Annotated in this window: 14 protein-coding genes and 1 pseudogene; 2 read left to right on the forward strand and 13 right to left on the reverse strand. The window is 72.4% G+C overall.

Annotated features, from left to right (window positions below; genetic code table 11):
- The first annotated feature begins 53 nt into the window (after positions 1–53).
- Entirely contained in the window at positions 54–3428 is a 3375-nt protein-coding gene (locus tag ACFV9J_RS11870) for a pyruvate carboxylase (RefSeq protein ID WP_385353047.1), read from the forward strand.
- A 61-nt stretch (positions 3429–3489) separates the two neighbouring features.
- Here ACFV9J_RS11870 and ACFV9J_RS11875 read toward each other — a convergent pair whose 3' ends face one another.
- The 10 genes from ACFV9J_RS11875 to ACFV9J_RS11920 all read right to left on the reverse strand — a co-directional run bounded on the left by ACFV9J_RS11875 (position 3490) and on the right by ACFV9J_RS11920 (position 15415).
- Positions 3490–6036 (reverse strand): discoidin domain-containing protein, encoded by a 2547-nt coding sequence (locus ACFV9J_RS11875; RefSeq protein WP_385353049.1) that lies wholly within the window; start codon positions 6034–6036, stop codon positions 3490–3492.
- Between the two features lie 123 nt (positions 6037–6159).
- Entirely contained in the window at positions 6160–7692 is a 1533-nt protein-coding gene (locus tag ACFV9J_RS11880; RefSeq protein WP_385353051.1) for a CHAD domain-containing protein, read from the reverse strand.
- A 28-nt stretch (positions 7693–7720) separates the two neighbouring features.
- The gene (locus tag ACFV9J_RS11885; protein ID WP_385353053.1) at positions 7721–8866 is read right to left on the reverse strand and encodes a M23 family metallopeptidase; all 1146 of its coding nucleotides are present in this window, start codon (positions 8864–8866) and stop codon (positions 7721–7723) included.
- Between the two features lie 107 nt (positions 8867–8973).
- Positions 8974–9276: a SpoIIE family protein phosphatase gene (locus ACFV9J_RS11890; protein WP_385353563.1), complete on the reverse strand. Its 303-nt coding sequence runs from the start codon at positions 9274–9276 to the stop codon at positions 8974–8976.
- On the reverse strand, positions 9270–9620 hold the full coding sequence (locus ACFV9J_RS11895) for a PP2C family protein-serine/threonine phosphatase (protein ID WP_385353565.1): 351 nt from the start codon (positions 9618–9620) through the stop codon (positions 9270–9272). Before ACFV9J_RS11895 ends, ACFV9J_RS11890 begins: the two co-directional genes overlap by 7 nt.
- Before the next feature lie 377 nt (positions 9621–9997).
- A complete protein-coding gene (locus ACFV9J_RS11900) occupies positions 9998–11326 on the reverse strand; it encodes an alpha-glucosidase/alpha-galactosidase (RefSeq protein ID WP_385353055.1) in 1329 nt (442 codons plus the stop codon).
- Between the two features lie 46 nt (positions 11327–11372).
- Positions 11373–12260, reverse strand: a complete 888-nt coding sequence (locus ACFV9J_RS11905; RefSeq protein ID WP_385353057.1) for a carbohydrate ABC transporter permease — start codon at positions 12258–12260, stop codon at positions 11373–11375.
- The gene (locus ACFV9J_RS11910; RefSeq protein ID WP_104630048.1) at positions 12257–13207 is read right to left on the reverse strand and encodes a carbohydrate ABC transporter permease; all 951 of its coding nucleotides are present in this window, start codon (positions 13205–13207) and stop codon (positions 12257–12259) included. Before ACFV9J_RS11910 ends, ACFV9J_RS11905 begins: the two co-directional genes overlap by 4 nt.
- A 14-nt stretch (positions 13208–13221) precedes the next feature.
- Positions 13222–14550: an ABC transporter substrate-binding protein gene (locus tag ACFV9J_RS11915; protein ID WP_385353060.1), complete on the reverse strand. Its 1329-nt coding sequence runs from the start codon at positions 14548–14550 to the stop codon at positions 13222–13224.
- Positions 14551–14587: 37 nt separating this feature from the next.
- On the reverse strand, positions 14588–15415 hold the full coding sequence (locus ACFV9J_RS11920; protein WP_385353062.1) for an endo alpha-1,4 polygalactosaminidase: 828 nt from the start codon (positions 15413–15415) through the stop codon (positions 14588–14590).
- 373 nt (positions 15416–15788) lie between these two features.
- Between ACFV9J_RS11920 and ACFV9J_RS11925 the strand changes: the two genes are divergently transcribed.
- On the forward strand, positions 15789–16010 hold the full coding sequence (locus tag ACFV9J_RS11925) for a hypothetical protein (RefSeq protein WP_385353064.1): 222 nt from the start codon (positions 15789–15791) through the stop codon (positions 16008–16010).
- Between the two features lie 16 nt (positions 16011–16026).
- Here the strand turns inward: ACFV9J_RS11925 and ACFV9J_RS11930 are convergent, their stop codons facing one another.
- The 3 genes and pseudogenes from ACFV9J_RS11930 to ACFV9J_RS11940 all read right to left on the reverse strand — a co-directional run bounded on the left by ACFV9J_RS11930 (position 16027) and on the right by ACFV9J_RS11940 (position 19119).
- Entirely contained in the window at positions 16027–17466 is a 1440-nt protein-coding gene (locus tag ACFV9J_RS11930; protein ID WP_385353066.1) for a cellulose binding domain-containing protein, read from the reverse strand.
- A pseudogene (locus tag ACFV9J_RS11935) lies at positions 17463–18961 on the reverse strand (beta-N-acetylhexosaminidase). The gene ACFV9J_RS11930 and the pseudogene ACFV9J_RS11935 overlap by 4 nt, the downstream one beginning before the upstream one ends.
- On the reverse strand, positions 18931–19119 hold the full coding sequence (locus ACFV9J_RS11940; protein ID WP_385353068.1) for a hypothetical protein: 189 nt from the start codon (positions 19117–19119) through the stop codon (positions 18931–18933). Before ACFV9J_RS11940 ends, ACFV9J_RS11935 begins: the two are co-directional and overlap by 31 nt.
- Positions 19120–19186: the final 67 nt, after the last annotated feature.

Genomic DNA, 19186 nt, shown 5'->3' on the forward strand with positions numbered 1-19186 from the left:
AGGGCGGCGCCGACACCATGGTCTCGTCACCCGGCAGGCTGAAGGGATCAAGAATGTTCCGCAAGGTGCTGGTCGCCAACCGCGGTGAGATCGCGATCCGTGCGTTTCGGGCGGGCTACGAGCTCGGCGCGCGCACCGTCGCCGTCTTCCCGCACGAGGACCGCAATTCGCTGCACCGGCTCAAGGCCGACGAGGCCTACGAGATCGGGGAGCAGGGGCATCCGGTCCGCGCGTACCTCTCCGTGGAGGAGATCGTGCGCGCCGCCCGCCGTGCGGGGGCCGACGCCGTCTACCCGGGCTACGGCTTCCTGTCCGAGAACCCCGAACTCGCCCGCGCCTGCGAGGAGGCCGGGATCACCTTCGTCGGTCCCAGCGCCCAGATCCTGGAACTGACCGGCAACAAGGCACGGGCCGTGGCCGCCGCCCGCGAGGCCGGAGTACCCGTGCTCGGCTCCTCGGCGCCCTCCACCGACGTGGACGAACTCGTACGCGCCGCCGACGACGTCGGCTTCCCCGTGTTCGTCAAGGCGGTCGCGGGCGGCGGCGGGCGAGGCATGCGCCGCGTCGAGGAGCCCGCCCAGCTGCGCGAGGCCATCGAAGCCGCCTCCCGCGAGGCCGCCTCCGCCTTCGGCGACTCCACCGTCTTCCTGGAGAAGGCGGTCGTCGAACCCCGCCACATCGAGGTGCAGATCCTCGCCGACGGCGAGGGCAGCGTCATCCACCTCTTCGAGCGGGACTGCTCCCTGCAGCGCCGCCACCAGAAGGTCATCGAGCTGGCGCCCGCGCCGGGCCTCGACCCGGCCCTGCGGGAGCGGATCTGCGCCGACGCGGTGAACTTCGCCCGGAAGATCGGCTACCGCAACGCCGGCACCGTCGAGTTCCTCGTCGACCGGGACGGCAACCACGTCTTCATCGAGATGAACCCGCGCATCCAGGTCGAGCACACGGTCACCGAGGAGGTCACCGACGTCGACCTGGTCCAGTCCCAGCTGCGCATCGCCGCCGGCCAGACACTGGCCGACCTCGGACTCGCCCAGGAGAACATCACCCTGCGCGGTGCCGCCCTCCAGTGCCGGATCACCACCGAGGACCCGGCCAACGGCTTCCGCCCGGACACCGGCCGGATCAGCGCCTACCGCTCGCCGGGCGGCTCGGGCATCCGGCTCGACGGCGGTACCACCCACGCCGGTACGGAGATCAGCGCGCACTTCGACTCGATGCTGGTCAAGCTCTCCTGCCGGGGACGGGACTTCACCACCGCGGTGAACCGCGCCCGGCGTGCGGTCGCCGAGTTCCGCATCCGCGGCGTCGCCACCAACATCCCCTTCCTCCAGGCGGTCCTGGACGACCCCGACTTCCAGGCCGGACGGGTCACCACCTCGTTCATCGAACAGCGCCCGCACCTGCTGACCGCCCGGCACTCCGCCGACCGCGGCACCAAGCTGCTGACCTACCTCGCCGACGTCACCGTGAACAAGCCGCACGGCGAGCGCCCCGAGCTGATCGACCCGCTGACCAAGCTGCCGGCGGTGTCCGCCGGTGAACCTCCCGCCGGGTCCCGCCAGTTGCTGACCGAGCTGGGGCCGGAGGGGTTCGCCCGCCGACTGCGCGAGTCGTCCACCATCGGCGTCACCGACACCACCTTCCGCGACGCCCACCAGTCGCTGCTCGCCACCCGGGTGCGCACCAAGGACATGCTCGCGGTGGCGCCCGTCGTCGCCCGCACCCTGCCCCAGCTGCTGTCCCTGGAGTGCTGGGGCGGCGCCACCTACGACGTCGCCCTGCGCTTCCTCGCCGAGGACCCCTGGGAGCGGCTGGCCGCGCTGCGCGAGGCGGTGCCCAACCTCTGCCTCCAGATGCTGCTGCGCGGCCGCAACACCGTGGGCTACACCCCGTATCCCACCGAGGTGACCGACGCCTTCGTGCAGGAGGCCGCCGCCACCGGCATCGACATCTTCCGCATCTTCGACGCCCTCAACGACGTCGAGCAGATGCGGCCCGCCATCGAGGCCGTACGGCAGACCGGCACCGCCGTCGCCGAGGTCGCGCTCTGCTACACCGCCGACCTGTCGGATCCCTCGGAGCGGCTCTACACCCTCGACTACTACCTGCGGCTCGCCGAGCAGATCGTGAACGCCGGAGCGCACGTGCTGGCGGTCAAGGACATGGCGGGTCTGCTGCGCGCCCCGGCCGCCGCGACCCTGGTGTCCGCGCTGCGCCGGGAGTTCGACCTGCCGGTGCACCTGCACACCCACGACACCACCGGCGGTCAGCTCGCCACCTACCTGGCGGCGATCCAGGCGGGCGCCGACGCCGTCGACGGTGCCGTGGCGTCCATGGCGGGCACCACCTCGCAGCCGTCGCTGTCGGCGATCGTGGCCGCCACCGACCACACCGAGCGGCCCACCGGACTCGACCTCCAGGCCGTCGGCGACCTGGAGCCGTACTGGGAGAGCGTCCGCAAGGTCTACGCCCCCTTCGAGGCGGGCCTCGCCTCCCCGACCGGCCGGGTCTACCACCACGAGATCCCCGGCGGCCAGCTCTCCAACCTGCGCACCCAGGCCGTCGCGCTCGGCCTCGGCGACCGCTTCGAGGACATCGAGGCGATGTACGCCGCCGCCGACCGGATGCTGGGCCGCCTCGTCAAGGTCACCCCGTCGTCCAAGGTGGTCGGCGACCTGGCCCTGCACCTGGTGGGCGCCGGTGTCTCCCCGGCCGACTTCGAGCAGGACCCCGACCGGTTCGACATCCCGGACTCCGTCGTCGGCTTCCTCCGCGGCGAGCTGGGCACCCCGCCCGGCGGCTGGCCCGAGCCGTTCCGCAGCAGGGCGCTGCGGGGCCGTGCCGAGGCCAGGCCGGTGGCGGAGCTGGACGCCGACGACCGCGCCGGGCTCGACAAGGACCGCCGGGCGACTCTCAACCGGCTGCTGTTCCCGGTTCCGGCCCGCGAGTTCGACACCCACCGCGCCTCGTTCGGTGACACCAGCGTCCTCGACAGCAAGGACTTCTTCTACGGGCTGCGCCCGGGCAAGGAGTACACGGTCGACCTCGACCCGGGTGTCCGGCTGCTGATCGAGCTGCAGGCGGTCGGCGACGCCGACGAGCGGGGCATGCGGACCGTGATGTCCTCCCTGAACGGCCAGATCCGCCCGATCCAGGTCCGCGACCGGTCGGCGGCCTCCGACGTCCCGGTGACGGAGAAGGCCGACCGGGCGAACCCCGGCCATGTCGCCGCGCCCTTCGCCGGGGTGGTGACCCTCGCCGTCGCCGAGGGCGACGCGGTGGAGGCCGGTGCCACCGTGGCCACCATCGAGGCGATGAAGATGGAGGCCTCCATCACCGCCCCGAAGTCCGGCACGGTGGCCAGGCTCGCCATCAACCGCATCCAGCAGGTCGAGGGCGGCGACCTCCTCGTCCAACTCGCCTGAGTGTCCGGGTCCTTTCACCCGGTGGGTGACGCGCCCCGCACCAGGCGGGGCGCGTCGTCCCTCACGGGAACTGGACGACCTTGGACGGCACGGTGTCCGTCCCCGACGTGGCCGCGCCGGTGTCGTTGACGACATGGCGGTACTGGCCCATGCCGCCCAGTGAGATCACCTGGAGGTTGCGCATCCTGACCCCCGGCTTGACCGGCACCTGGAACCCGTGGTGCTGGACGATGCTCGGGTCGGCGGTGAAGTTGCAGTAGCTGCCCAGCGCCACCGCGTCGTGCACGTTCACCGAGTCGGCGACCTTGTAGGCCGCGTAGCCGACGATGCCGTCGTGGGTGATGGCGGCCTCGTTCGGGGCGTCGTAGGCCTTCTCGTTCTGGAAGAAGATGGTCCGGCCGCGCTCACCGTTCCAGTAGACGTCGTACTTGTTGAAGTGCTCGACGAACAGTCCCGTCGCGAGCACGTCGTCGCCGTTGACCCTGAGGCCGTAGTCGGCGCGGTTGGTCTCCCAGCCGACGCCCTCGCCGTGGTCGGCCCGCCAGATCCAGGTGTGGTCGATGAGCACGTCGTCGCTCTCGACCACGATGGAGTCGGTGGCCTTGCCGGGTCCCGCGCCGCCGACGCGGATGAACACGTCCTGCATGGTCGTGGGGTTGGCGGAGTGGTCGGCGTTCCCGCCCGGCGTCCCGATCCGCAGCAGCGTGTCGGAGTTCTGCGGACCCGCGTCGATGAGGAAGCCCGCGAGCCGCACGCCGTCGACGTCGGCCACGTGCATGGCGTCGACGCCGCCGTCCGGAATGATCGTGGCCAGACCGAGGCCGAGCACGACGGTGTTGGCGCGGTCGACCTCGATGGTCTGGTCGATGTGGTAGACGCCAGGGGTGAACAGCAGGTTGAGGCCCTGGTCGAGCGCGGCGTTGATGGTCGCCGCCGTCGCGCCGGGCTTGACGACGTAGAACTGGCTGAGCGGCAGCGAGGTGCCGCCGGCGTTGGCGGGCCAGGAGACGCCGCGCGCGTTGGTGCGCTTGGCGGGGACCCGCACCTTGTACTCGTTGCCGTCCAGGTACAGGAACGGCTTCTCGCGCGAGACGGGCGTGGTGTCGAGCGTCGTGTACGGGCCGGTCTCGAAGTTGCCCGCCGGTGCGCCCTCGACGCCCGTGAACGTCATGTTCCAGACGCCGTTGGTCCAGCCGCCGACCGAGCTGTCCCGGGTGTACCACTGCTGCTGGGAGTAGGGGCCGACGGTGCCGTCGATCTTCGAGTCGGCGATGTAGCCGCCGGAGGCCCAGCCGTAGCCGTTGGGGGCGAGGTTGAGACCGCCCTTGACGTGGATGCGCCGGAACGGGGCGGCCTGGGCGACGGCCCAGCGGTCGGTGCCGTTGGACGGCGTGATGGCCAGGTTCTCGGCCGAACGCCAGAAGTTCTGGGTCGCGTTGCCGTTGAACCAGCCCGCGTCCACGGTGATGTCACCGTTGATCTGGGTGTCGTCCGGGTTGAGGCCGAGACCGGAGATCGAGGTGTAGAAGCCCAGTTGGGCGTTGATCCCGTTGTACGTGCCCGGCTTCAGCAGGAACTGGTAGCGCCCGCTGCCGAACTGGTTCGACTCCTGCTGGGCGAAGACCTGGTCGAACTTCTGCTGGAGGTTCGGCGTGGACGGGTCCACGACGATGACGTTCGGCCCCAGGTCGCCGCCGCCCTCGACCGGGGGAGTGCCGGTGGTGCCCGTGTGCACGGCGACCTCCCACAGCGAGTAGCCGTAGCCGGTGGCGCGTGCGGTGCCGTGGACGCGGACGTAGCGGCCCGAACCGCCGACGTCGTAGGAGGCCTTGCCGCCGGTGGCGCCGGTGACGCTCTTCAGCGTCTGCCAGTTCTGCCCGTCGGAGGACGCCTCGATGCGGAAGTCCTTGGCGTGGGCGGCCTCCCAGTTCAGGTCCACCTTGCACAGGTCCTTCACGGCGCCCAGGTCGACCCGCACCCACTGGGGGTCGGAGGCCTGGCTGGACCAGCGGGTGCCGGTGTCGCCGTCGAAGGCCGCGGCGGCCGGTGTTCCGGCGTTCTCGACGGAGGAGGCGGAAGCGGGCCTGCCCTGCGCGGCGTTGGCGGTGTCGCAGGAGCCGCCCGGGGCGGTGCCGCCGGTGGTGCCGAAGACCTGGAACTCCCACAGCGAGTAGCCCCAGGGGGTGGCCCGGTGGACGCCCTGCATCCGGACGTAGCGGCCCTGGCCCGACACGTCGAGGGTGTCGGTGCCGCCGTCGCCGCCGGTGACCGTCTTCGCGTCGGTCCAGGTGCTCCCGTCCTGGGAGAGCTGGATCTTGTAGTCCTTGCCGTAGGCCGCCTCCCAGTCGAGCACGACCCGGGTGACGGAGGCGGTGGCGCCGAGGTCGACCTGGAGCCACTGGTCGTCGCTCGCGGCCGACGACCACCGGGTGGCCGTGTCGCCGTCGACGGCGTTCTGCGACGGCGTGCCGGCGTTCTCGGCCGAGGACGACGTGGCCGTCCGGCCCTGGGAGAGGGGAGTGTCGGCCGCGGTGGCCGTCATCGGAGCGGGGAGGGTGACCAGCGCCGCCGTGGCGACGAGCGCGACACCCATGGATCTCAGTCTCATGCGTGAGCTTTCTGCGGATGCGGACAGGACCGACCAACCGCTGTGCGCAGCGGCTTAGTTCAAGGTGTGATTTAAGTGGTGAGGCTTCGATCCGGCAAGACTCCGCACAGGAGTTGTCGCCGTTCAGTGTTCGAGCGGGGCCCGCAGCGCGGGATCCGACGCGGCCCGCCACACCCCGGGCAGCTCCCGCTGCCGGGCCTCCGCACCCGCCCGTTCCCGGCCGTGCAGCACCCCCCACGTGAACGCCGACTCGCCCGCCCCGTGGGCGGCCACCGCCAGCCGGCGCAGGATGTCCTGGGCGACCACGGCGTCCTGGTGCTCGCCGAGCAGCTGCTGCACCGCCTTGGCCTGCTTGCCGAGCCGGGCGACGGGCTTGCCGAGCGCGGGACGCGCGACCTCGGCCGCGTAGCGCAGCCTCTTGGCCGCCTTGCGCGCCTCGTGCAGCTCCCTCTCCCGGGACCGGCCGGACGGCCGCGCGAGCGCGAGGTCCATGCGACCGGCGAGACGGCCGTACTCCTTGAGCACCGCCCGGGCCATCGTCCGGGCCGGCTTCCGCCCGGCCCCGGCGCGCAGGGGCGGGCGCCGGACCAGCGCGTCCAGCGCGTCCAGGAGGCGCAGCTGGCGCGGGCTGCCCAGGGCCTCACGCGTCCGGGACCGCACGTCCTGGTCCCGGGACACGTCCCACACCCGCAGCCGGGCGGCGACGGGGCCGAGCACCAGCTCGTCGGGGAGCCCGTCCAGCGCGGCGCCGATGCGTTCGCGCTGCACCTCCTGGTCCCGCGCGGCCCCCAGCTCGCCCGCCAGCCACCTGAGTTCCGCGGCCACGGGATCGGTGACCCGCCGGTCAAGGACCGACCGGTACGAGCGCAGGCAACTGCGCAGCCGGCGGCACGTGACGCGCATCTGGTGCACCGCGTCGGGCAGGTCGCGGCGTACCGCCGGATCCAGGCTCACCAGGACGCCGACCTGCTCGCGCAGGTAGGAGAGCACGTACGAACCGGAGGACCCGGCGACCACTGCTTCGGGCGGCCGGCGCACGCCCGCGTCGCCCACGCCGGTGTCCCGCAGCGCCCGGGCGAGCTTCGACGGACTGTCGGCCCGGACGATCCCCTTCTTGCGGAGCTTCTTCTCCACGGCGTCGAGCAGTCCGGCAGGGACACCCTCGGCGAGTTCGACCTCCAGCTCGCCCCACTCGGCACGCCCGCCGCCCGCCGCCGTCGCGTCCGCCCGCACCTCGTCGAGGCTCAGCTCGGCCAGCACCCCGCCCTCGGCGTCGTGCAGCCGCCGCACGGCCCGGGTGGACCGGATCCGCACCACCGGACGCAGCGGGGCGCCCCGCGTGCGGGACAGCACCAGCTCGCGCAGCGCCGCGGGCACGTCGTCCGACAACGGGGCCCACACCTCCTCGCGGGTGTCCCCGGTGAGCGGCAGCTTCAGGTGCCAGCCCGCGTCGGGGCCGCCCGTACGGCGGCGCAGCGTGGCCGAGGACCCGGCGAGCCGCAGATCCACCGTGTCGTGGTAAACCGCGTCGAGCTCCTCGGGCCCGGCCGCGGTGACCGAGGCGACGGGTCCGGCGCCTGTGAGGTCCGGCAGCCCGGCGAGGCCACCGGACGGCGGCTCGTACTTCCGCTCTGTCTCGCGCTTCGACTGGGTCATGTTGAGGTTCTCGACACGATCCGCCGGATCAAACCCCGTTCGCGACGACCCAGGGGCGCGGATCGGTGTAGTACCCGTCGAGGATGACTTCGAAATGCAGGTGCGGGCCGGTCGACAGACCCGTGGAGCCGACCCGTCCGATCGGGGCCCCGGCCTCCACGGTCTGCCCCACCGACGCCCCCAGGGAGGCGAGGTGGCTGTAGGTCGTCTCCACCCGCTTGCCCTGGATGGTCCCGTGGTCGATCACGATGCGGTTGCCGTACGCGCTGGTGAGCGCGGCGAACACGACGCGGCCCCGCCGCGCCGCCACGACCTGGGCGCCCTGCGGCGCGGCGAAGTCCACGCCGGTGTGCAGCTTGGTCACGCCGGTCAGCGGGTGCTCCCGGGACCCGAAGGGCGAGGTGATGGTGAGCGGGCTCACCGGCGCGGTCAGCAGGGCACCGGCCGGTCCGCCCGCCCCGTCGGCGGAGTCCTCCCGGTCCAGCGCCTCGTACCGCGGTACCAGGGCCTGGACCTCGGCGAGGTACGTCTTGGCCGCCGCGGGTACCCGCCCCTCCCCGGTCACCGCGTCGGGTCCCACGGCGTACGCGGCGAGGGTCAGCTCCACGAGGTCGCCGTTGACCCGGCCCTCGGTACGCAGCCCGGTCACCTTCTCGGCCAGGGAACAGTCCCGCCGGCCCAGCGCCATGATGGCGTCCGCCGGATCGCGGGGCGAGGCGTGCCCGTTGCCGTCGTCGTCCTTGCCCCAGGTCCGCCACTCGCTGTCGGTGAAGGCGGCGATGCCCTTCTGGCCCGAGAGTTCGTCCGAGTCGTCGCTCCAGCCGGAGAGCTGGTCGATCTGCGCGGCGAGCACCGACGGCTCCAGGACGGTGCAGGCCGAGGCGGCCTTGCGCAGCCACGGGACGTAGGAGGGGTCGATGTTGGCCGCGGTCGACGCCTTGGCGTCCGAGTCGTCGGGCCACGGGTCCGGCAGCCCGCCCAGTACGAGGAAGGCGGCCACACCGGTGACGGTCACGAGAGCCGGCAGCAGCAACAGGGTGACGGGGCCCGGTCCGCGGCGCTTTCGCCGGGGGCCGCGCTCGGGGCCCTCCGGCCGTTCCGGCCGCTCCGGTTCCTGTCGTGGGTCGTCCGCGTCGTCGGCCGTCGGCGCCACGGTCAGCCGCTCGTCGTTCATCTGGCCGCTCGCCGGAACGTGTTGCTCACAAGGCGACGCTATCGCCACCCCTGAGCCGGCGTCACGAGCCGCCGAGGCAGAGGGAGATGCCCGAACGGGCACCTGGGTCAGGGCGGCGAGGGCCGGACGGCGAGGACCGCGATGTCGTCCGCGCTGTCCGCCCCCAGGCCGATCAGCAGCTCGTCGCAGAACGTGTCGAGGGGCTCGTGGGCCAGGTCGGCGGCGTGCCGGCGCAGCCGGTCGAGGGCTTCGTCGCGGCGCTCGACGAGACCGTCCGTGTACAGCAGCAGCGTCGAGTGGGCCGGCAGTACGTCACGCGCCGTGACGCGGGGCGCGTCGGGGTCCATGCCCAGCAGCAGGCCGGTTCCGCCGTCGAGACAGTGGGTCCGGCCGTCCCGGGTGGTCAGCAGCGGTGGCGGATGGCCGGCGGAGGAGTGCTGTGGTTCGCCAGGTCCAGCCTGCGCAGCACCTCCGCGGGCGGCTCCTCGCGGTCCACGGCGATGCCGCGCAGCATGCTGCGCAACTGGCTCATCGCGATGGCCGCGTCGAGGTCGTGCCCCGTGACGTCGCCGATGACCAGCGCGGTGTTCCCGCCGGGCAGGACGAAGCTGTCGTACCAGTCCCCGCCGACCTGGGCGGTGGTCGCTGTCCGCCCCGAACCGCGAGGCCAGCTGCTCCACCAGTGCGAGACCCTGCCCCGTACCGGCGTACGGCGAGCAGTGCACCAGGAGCTGGGCCGTGTCCGCCAGGTCACGGGCGGCGCCGTCCAGCGCGGCACGCACGAACCGGCGGGCCGCCGCCACGCTCGCCGGCCCGTCGGGGAAACGCCGTGACACCGCCGCCGGCGGATCGGGGCAAACCATGACCACAGTGTGTTGCCGCACGGCCCGCCCCGCAGCGCGCGCCGTCGCCGCGCCTCCCGCTCCCGGCGACGCTCCTGCCCGCCGGTCGGGTGACGGCACCCGGTACGAGCCCGGGGCGGAGCCCGCCGGTGGCGGCCGGGTACGGGAGTTCGTACCGGCCGGGGGACGCGCCGGGTCTGGCAGGCGGCCGATTACTCCGATAGCTTGCTGGTGCGGCCCCGCGTTCTCCCCCGTACGCGGGGCCGCACCAGCACGCCCGGGCGGCGGCTCAGGGGGCGAGTACGCCCCGCAGCCCCGGCTGCAGCCGGTCCCCGTGGGCCCGGACCATGTCGTCGCACAGCTGCCAGATCTCCTCGACCCGCAGGGTGGCCGCGGTCGCCGGATCGGCCATCGCCGCGTGCCTGATGTGCCGCGGGTCGTCCTCCGTCGCCGCCCGCACCACCAGGTCGGTGGTGCTGAGGTAGGCCCGGTTGAGGGCCGCCAGCTGCGGGGGCAGCGCACCGACGCGGGTGGGCTGGAGGCCCGCGGAGTCGACCAGGCACGGCACCTCGACGGTGCCCCGGGCGGGCAGGTTCTCGATCAGACCGTGGTTCGGCACGTTGCCGTAGACCGTGCGGGGCGTGCCGGTCACCATGCTGTGGATGATCTGCGGCGCGTACTCCATGGTGCCCTCGACGGTGAGCGGCGCGCCGCACGCCAGCGCGTCGCGGGTCCGCTCGTACTCGGCCACGTTCTCGTCCACGATGCCGAGGTACGCGCCGACGGGCAGCCGCAGCCGCTCGACCTCGCTGTCGTGGTGCAGGTACCAGGGCACGTACTCGGAGGAGTGCTCGCTGGTCTCCGTCGGGTAGTGGCCGAGCCGCCGGTACATGTCCATGCGGACCCGGCGCCGCAGTTGCGGGTCCTCGTCGATCAGGGCGTCCAGGCGCGGATGGAGATCCTCGCCCTGGTGCTCCAGACGCAGCACCCACGCCTGGTGGTTGACGCCCGCCGCTTGGTAGGTGACCTCCTCGTAGGGGACCTTCAGCAGCTCGCACAGACCCTGGACCGTCCAGTACACGGAGTGGCACAGTCCCACCACGCGCGTCAGGCCGGTCGCCTCGGCGAGGTACTGGACGTTCATCGCCATCGGGTTGGTGTAGTTGAGCAGCCAGGCGTCCGGGCAGACCTCGGCGATGTCCTCGCCGAGCGCCTTGAGCAGCGGGAAGGTGCGCAGGGCCCGGAAGATGCCGCCGACGCCCAGGGTGTCGCCGATGGTCTGGCGCAGCCCGTACCGGGCCGGGACCTCGAAGTCGGTCCGGGTCGCCTCTCCCATGCCGACCTGCACGATGTTGATGACGAAGTCGGCGCCGGCCAGGGCCTCGCGGCGGTCGGCGTGCGCGGTGACGCGCGGCCGGGCGCCGCGTTCGGCGGCGATGTACTCGGCGGCGGCCCGCGCGGTGGCCAGGCGTTCCGCGTCGATGTCGTGCAGCGCGATGTGCGCGGACTTCAGCTCGTCGAAGGCGAAGAGGTCGGCGAGCAGGCCCTGGGTGAAGACGACGCTGCCGGCTCCGACGAAGGTGATCTTGGGTGCGGACGGGTGGGCGGTGGTGCTCATGCGGGGTTCTTTCCGTTGCGGGTGGCGGCGGACGGAGGGCGGGCGGTCAGCCCTTGAGTCCGCTGGAGGTGATCGACTGGATGAAGGTCTTCTGCGCGCCGAGGAAGGCGAGCAGGACCGGCAGCACGGTGATGACGTTGCCCGCCATCACGGCCGCCCACTGGGTGTGGTGCTGCCCCTGGAACGTCGTCAGGCCCAGTTGCAGCGTGTACTGCGTGTCGTGGTTGATGGCGATCAGCGGCCAGGTCAGGTCGTTCCACGTGGTCAGGAAGGTCAGCACGGCCACCGTGGCCAGCGCCGGACGGGACAGCGGCAGCACGATCCGCCACAGCACCCGCAGCCGTGAACAGCCGTCGATCCAGGCGGCCTCCTCCAGCTCCCTGGGCAGCGAGAGGAAGAACTGCCGCAGCAGGAACACCGCGAACGGCGTGACCAGTGACGGCACGATCAGCGCGCCCAGGGTGTCGATGAGGCCGAGCTTCTTCATCACCAGGAACGTCGGGATCATGGTCAGCTGGAACGGCACCGCCATGGTGGCCAGCATCAGCCCCATGAGCACCCTGGAGCCCGCGAACCGCATCCGGGCGAAGGCGTACCCGGCCAGCGACCCGAAGACCAGGTTCGCGGCCACGGTGACGGCGGAGACGATCAGCGAGTTGACGAACCAGCGGGGGAACATCGCGTTGCCCAGCACGTACCGGTAGCCGCCGAGGTCGATGCCGGACGGCCACAGGGCCGGCGGGAACCGGTTGATCTCCGCGTTGCTCATCACCGAGCTGAGCACCAGCCACACCAGCGGCACGGCGAAGACCAGGGCCAGCGGCGCGAGCAGCAGGTGCCAGGGGCTGAACGGGAGCCGCGGGCGGCGCCGTAGGGCGGCCGGGCGCGTCGCGACGGCGTTCGCGGTGGCCGGCCGGGTGGAGGTCGCCGTCATGATCGGGCCCCTTCGAGACGGTGGCGTCCCCGACGCCGGACGATGCGGACGGCCCCGGCGACCAGACCGAGCGCGACGGCCAGGACGTAGGCGGCCGAGGCCCCGTATCCCGCCGTGGCGTTCTTGAAGGCCTGCTCCCAGATGAAGTAGACGATCACCGTGGTCGAGCCGAGCGGACCGCCCTTGGTGGTGACGTACACCAGGTCGAAGACCTGGAGGGACTGGATGGCCTGCCACAGCACCAGGAAGACGGTGACCGGGGTGAGCGTGGGAAGCGTGACGTGGCGCAGCAGGTGCCGGCGCCCGGCGCCGTCCAGGCGGGCCGCCTCGATCAGGGACTGCGGCACGTCCTGGAGGGCGGCGAGGTAGACCACGACGCAGAACCCGGTGCCGCTCCACAGCGTGATCGCCACCAGTACCAGCAGTGCCTGGGAGGGGTCGGACAGGAAGCCCTGCGAGGAGACGCCGAGGCGGTGCAGCACCGAGTTGGCGGCGCCGAACTCCGGGTCCAGGATGAACGAGAACAGCACGCCCTGCGCGGTCGCCGACAGCACGAACGGCACGAAGATCAGGGTGCGGTAGAGGCCGACGAAGCGGATGCGCCGGTTCAGGACCAGGGCGAGGGCCAGGCCGAACAGCAGGCTCAGCGGCACGTACAGGACCGTGTAGAGCAGGGTGTTGCGGACCGCCTGGCTGAAGTTCGGGTCCTGGGCGAGGGCGCGGTAGTTGTCCAGGCCCACCCAGCGGCTGGGCGTCACCAGGTCGCTGGCCTGGAAGGACAGCAGCAGCGACCAGACGACCGGGACGATGCTCAGGCCGAGGACGATCAGGACCGCCGGTGAGACGAACGCCCAGGCGGTGCCGGTTTCGCGCCGGCGCTTGCGGCGCAGTGGCCGTGGATCCGGCGGCGGACCCTCGACGGTGATGGGGCGGGGGAGGCGCGGCATGGCGGTGTGGCTCCTCAACGCGGTATGAGCAGGGCGGCGTTGGCTTCGTCGGCGCAGGCACGCAGCGCCTTCTTCGGACTGCTGCGCCCCAGGAGCACGGCGACGATCGCCTGCCCCAGCGCCTGCGAGACCTCCGGGTACGCCGGGTGGACGGGGCGCACGCGCGCCGTCTCCAACGCCGTGGTGAACACGTTCAGGCCCTCGGTGCGGGCGACCTTGTCCTGCCAGGCGGGCAGGGCCTCGGTGCGGCGGCTGAGCGGGAGGCTGCCGGCCTCGATGTCCCAGCGCACGTCCTGCTCGGGCCGGGCCAGCCAGGTCAGGAAGGTCCGGGCGGCCTTCGACCGGGCCTCGCCGTTGTCGAACACCGTCCAGGTGTCCGGTCCCGAGATGGTGACCGGGCGTCCGCTGAAGGAGGGCAGGGGAGCGACGTGGTAGTCGATCCCGGCGGTCTCGATGTCGGGCAGCTGCCACGGCCCGGTGACCACCATGCCCATGCGGCCGGACTGGAACACCTGGTACATCTGCTCGCTGCCGGGCTTGGGGTCGACGTACACGCTCTTGTCCCGGGCCAGGTCGGCCACCACCTGAAGCGCCCGGGCGCCGGTGTCGGCGAAGCCGATGCCCTTGCCGCCGTCGTCGACGACGTCGCCGCCCAGGTCCCAGATCAGCGGCCACAGCCGCCACACGGTGTCCTCGTCGCCCGTGCCCGGCCAGCCGGTGCCGAACCGGCCCCGGCCCGACTCGGTGAGCGTGCGGGCCGAGGAGACGAAGTCCTCCCAGGTCCAGCCGGCCTCCGGCAGCGGCAGTCCGGCCTCGCGGAACAGCTTCCTGTTGCAGACCACGGCGAGCGAGTCGAGCACCGCGGGGGCGGCCCTGACCCTGCCGTTGAGCGTGACGGCGTCCCTGGAGGCCGCCCAGTAGTTCTTCCACGGCACGGGCCCCGACCCGACCATGTCGGTGAGGTCCACCACCTGCGGGCTGCGGGCCACCCGGGCCAGGTCCGACCCGAAGATGTAGGCGATGTCGGGGTAGGAACCGGCGGCGAGGGCGGCCGTGATCTTCTGCAGCATCACGTCCGCCAGCACACCTCCGCCCAGCTTCACCCTGATCTTCGGGTGCGACCGCTCGAAGTCGGCGACGAGGCCCTCCAGGGCCTTCTTCGCCGTGTCCGCCTGGCCGTGCCACATCTCGACGGTGACCGTGCCGTCGGCCGCGACGCCGTCGTCCGTACCGGCCCCGCAGCCGGTCACCGCGCTGCCCGCGGCCGCCGCGAGGGCGGCACCCCCGCCGGCCCGCAGCACACCCCGGCGCGAGGGGCGTGCGGCACGTCGGACCGCATCCATCTGTACCTCCAAGGACTGCACTGGCCGTCGGGTGGTGTCAGCAGGTCTCACGGACGTAGCCGCTGCTGCCCTTCGGCGACACGTCCAGGTCGCGCCGGACGATGCTCAGCTCGTCGCCGAAACCCGCGCACGCCTTCGACAGGCCCTTGGCGGTGTACTCGACGACGATCACCCGGTCGCCGAACTCGGCGGTGTAGTCGCCGCACTCGTCCCACTCGCCGCACTCCTCGGCGACCGCGAAGTCCAGCCCGTTCGCCTCGCGGTTCGGGGCCAGCTCGACGGTGTTCTTCTGCCCGATGGCCAGCCCGTCGGAGTGCGCGCGCTCCGCCAGCAGCTTGATCAGGCCCTGCGCGTCGGCGGCGTCCAGCAGGTCGCCCGCGCGGGTGTAGCTGTCGTAGTTGTCCGGCTCGACGGCCTGGAAGCCCTTGTCCGCGCAGCCGTCGATCCAGGTGCCGACCTTCTCGGCGATGCGCTCGCGCTTGTCCGCGGTGCGGATGTCGAGGAACGCCTCGTCCCAGTCGGTGTCGTAGACGACGTCGCCGTTCGCGTCGCGCAGCAGCAGGTCGTCGTCCCAGTCCTGCTCGGCGCCGGGCTGGGCCTGGAAGGCGTTGACGTAGCAGATGTTGTACAGGCCGGGCGCGGGGGAGGCCGTGTGGTCGCGGCTGACCACCTCCACTCCGGCCGGCGGGGTGTAGGCGCCGCCGATCTGGTAGTCGAAGCCCGCGTGGGCGGGTGGCGGGGTGTAGGTGGCCGCCTCGGCCGGGGTGCTGCCCGGCACGAGGGCCGCGGCGGTGACGAGGACGGCGGTGGCACCGATGCCGGCCAGTACCGGCTTTCTGGGGGTGTGCACCTGTGTACGGCTCATGGTTCGAGCTCCGGAGGATGGTGGGTACGTCCCCGCCTCGGACGCGCGTGGCCGTCCTGGCGACTCAGTCCGGGCTCCTGGCGCGAAGCCAGCTACCGGCTGGGCGTACCTCTGCCGCCGATCACACGGGCATCGGCGTTGATCGGGAGTAAATCGACCGGATATAGGCCCTGTCAAGGGTTCGAAACGAGAGAAGCGATGCATGAAGATGATCGAAATGGGCTCCAAGAGTGCAGAATCAATCATCCGGCGTCGGTTCCGCGCTACCCGGGAACGATGGATGCGGGCCGGGCGGGAGCCGTGATCACGCCGCTGCCGCGGGGCTGGTAGCGTCGCGTGGTCGCGGCGGGCGGCGCGAGAGAGGTGTCGGTGCGTGGGAGAGCGGCAGGACCGTGACTGGGTGGCGATGACGCCGGGCGACTTCGACCGGGACGCCCCACTGGTCCTCAACGTGGGCACCGGCCCCGCCACCGTCCCGGCCGAGCCCGACGCGTACGGCACCGCCCCCCTGTTCGGCGAGACGGCACCGGCACCCGGCACCCGGTCGCGCAACCGGCGGGGACGGCCCGCGCCCGCTCAGGAGCGGCTGTTCTGACCGTCCCCGCCGGGGATCACGCGGCGGGCACCTCGTCCACGAACCCGGTACCGGCGGCGCGGTACCCGGCGACCTTGGCCGCGACCTCGGCCGGCGTGAGCACCTGGTCCTTGACGTGCAGGACGTAGTCGACCTGCTGGTCGTAGGCGCGCGGCGTCGTCGACGTCTGGCCGTTCAGGTCGATCAGCCACTGGTTGAAGTTGATCGACATCGGCCGCTCCGGCAGGTACTGGGCGTCATGCGTGCCGAACGGCTGCCCGTCCACGTAGTAGGTGATGGCACCGGCGTCGATCGTCACCACCAGGTCGTGCCAGCCGGCGTAGCTGCTGCGCTGCTCGGAGTGCTGGTTGACGGCCTGCCACGGATCGGGGTCGTAGGTCTCCCAGGAGGTCGTGTAGAGGATGTTCGACGGTTCGCCCCACCCTCCGTTCGGCAGGTACTCGAAGTCGTACTCGGCGTAGTCGTCGGCCATCGGCGCCTTGAGGTCGTTGATGGTGAAGAAGGTCTGCACCAGATGGTCCCCGTCGGGCCCGGACCTCGGCGTGTCGGCGAACTTGACCCGCGCCGCGTACGTGCCGTCCTTGAACTTCGCCGACTTGGTCAGGATCTCGGTCTGCGTGGTGGACGCGCCGGTGCCGGCCGTGGACGTCTCCAGGTTCATCACCGAGTTGCCCCCGGCGGAGACGAAGGTGACCTTCGACGGGTCCCATGTGGCGCCGGGGACGCCGGGCCCGCCCGGGTTGGAGCGCACGCTCCAGCCGTGGGCCGCGACAGCGGGATCCGTGTGCGAGCTGTAGTCGAAGTCGTCGAACAGGGTCTGACCGCCGCCGGGCGGGTCGGTCGGATCGGTTGGATCGGTCGGATCGGTCGGGTCCGTGGGGTCGTTGCCCTCGGGAGCCGTTCCCCAGACGGTGGCGCCGGCCAGTTGGGCGGTGACCTTGTCCCAGGTCGCGTACGAGGTCTGGCCGCCGCCGAAGGAGTAGTCGTCGCTCTGCCGCAGCGGCTGCCAGTTGCTCTGGTAGAAGCGCAGTTGCAGGTCACCGGTGTCCGCACCGGGCGCCAGGGTGCCGGCCGCCGCGGTGAAACCGATCTCCAGGTAGCGGTCGGCCGTCGCGGTCGGACTGCTCAGGATGCCGAACGTGCCGGTGACCGCGGCGCAGCCGCGCACCGCCCAGGAGCACGCGAAGCGGTAGGAGGCGTTCGGGGAGTCCGCCTTGAAGTAGTAGCGGATCTTCACCTGGCTCAGCCGCACGGTGGACGAGCCGGTGTTGCGGACCTTGAACCAGGGTTCCGTCTGGTCCGCGGTGGCTCCGCCCGCGCTGGTGCGGTACTGGACGGTGAGACCGTCGGCGGCGGGAGCGGCCTGGGCGGGGAGGGCGGTCAGGGCACCGCCGCCCAGCAGAACGGACAGGGCGAGCGCCAGGCGGGCGCGGCCGGCGGTGGGTCGGTTTCTCATGCGGGATCCTTTCGGCGCGGCTCCCGCCCGAGCGGGAGCGTCGACGGGTGGTGCGGGGTGTGGGGGAACGACACGGGGGAACCGGGCGGTGGGGCGGCGTGCGGGACGTCCAGGGCGTCCAGCCGAGCCCGGTGTCCGGCCAGCCGGGCCGTGAAGTCCCGCCAGCCCGACGTGCCGTCCCAGACCCGCTCGGCGAGCGCGCACAGCCGCGGGAACGTGAGGTACTCGATGTGCTCCGGGGTGCGCACGAACTCCGTCCACAACTGGCCCTGGGCGCCCAGCATCCGGGAGGCCGCCTCCGGGGTCGGCGGCGCGAGGTCCACGTCGTGGACGGCGCGCAGGTCGACCACTGCCCCGGGCTGCGCGGGCGGTTCCCCGGGACCGGCGCCGCGCGGGTAGTCGAAGTAGGTCGCGCGGTGGTCGGCGTGCACGACCTGGTGCCCGCGCAGTGCCGCCGCCCGGGCGTGCGCCGGATCGCGCCAGCTCATCACCGTGCAGTCGAGGGGGAGGGCGACGCCGCTCTCGGCCCAGACGACCGGCCCGCGGCCCCGCCAGCCCCTCACGGGCGGCACGGGCCCGCGCCGCCGGGCTCGGCTCCCACTCCGTGGTGGGGACCTCGTCCCCGCCGATGTGCACGTACGGCGAGGGGAAGACGTCCATCACCTCGTCCAGGACGGTGCGGAAGAAGTCCAGGACGGGGCCGCCGGTGCCCAGGACGTTCTCGCACACGCCCCAGTGCGTCCACACGTCCAGTCGGCGGGTGGGGTCGGTGCCCAGCTCGGGGTACGCGGCCAGGGCGGCGCGGACGTGCCCCGGGACACCGGTCTCCGGCAGTACGCTCACGCCGCGCCCGGCCGCGTACGCGACCAGGTCCCGCAGTTCCGCACGGGTGTAGGAACCGCCGTGCGGCACACCGTCGAACCGGTCGCTGCCCGCGGGGCATCCGCCAGCCCTGGTCGTCGGTGAGGTGGAGGTGGAAGACGTTCAGCTTGTGCAGCGCCAGCAGGTCGACGTAGCGCCGCAGATAGGACACCGGCTGGAAGTGCCGGGCCACGTCGAGCATGGAGCCGCGCCAGGCATGGCGGGGTACGTCGGTGATCTCCACGGCCGGCAGCTCCCACGGCACCCCGCGCACCGGCCGCCCGGACAGGGCCTCGTAGGGCAGGAGTTGCCGCACCGTCTGCACTCCGCGCAGCAGTCCGGCCGGGCGGGCGGCCCGCAGCAGGACGCCCTGGGGGCTCACGGTCAGGCCGTACCCCTCCTCGCCGAGGCCGGTCAGGGCGGGGTCGAGGGCGATGACGAAGGCCCCGTCGGCGGCGGACCCCAGGGGCAGTCCGGTGGCCGGGGCGAGGAGGGTGCGCAGCAGGGCCGCGGCGGGACCGGCCCCGGGGGTGACCCGCAGCCGGGTCGTGTCGTCGAGCCGGAAGCGGCCGGAACGGGTGGAGAGGCGGCGGGGGCGGGGGACTAAGGCCAGTTCGGGGCGTGGCAGGTCCACAGGGTGGCTCCGGTGGTCGGCGGTGCGCAACGGAGAGGGGGAGGGAGGGCTGCCCTGCCGTCCGCGGCGCCGTCGGAGGAGCCGCCGGACGAGGAGCAGGCGGTGAGCCCGGCGCTGAGCACCAGCGTGGAGAGCAGGGCGAGCGAACGGTACTTCACGGTTCACCTCTGGGAGAGCTGGAAGGGACGTGGCACCCGCACTTGACCAGTAAGGGGCGCAGGACTT

This window comes from Streptomyces sp. NPDC059906, assembly GCF_042730645.1.
In the GTDB taxonomy this organism is placed as follows: domain Bacteria; phylum Actinomycetota; class Actinomycetes; order Streptomycetales; family Streptomycetaceae; genus Streptomyces; species Streptomyces rubrogriseus.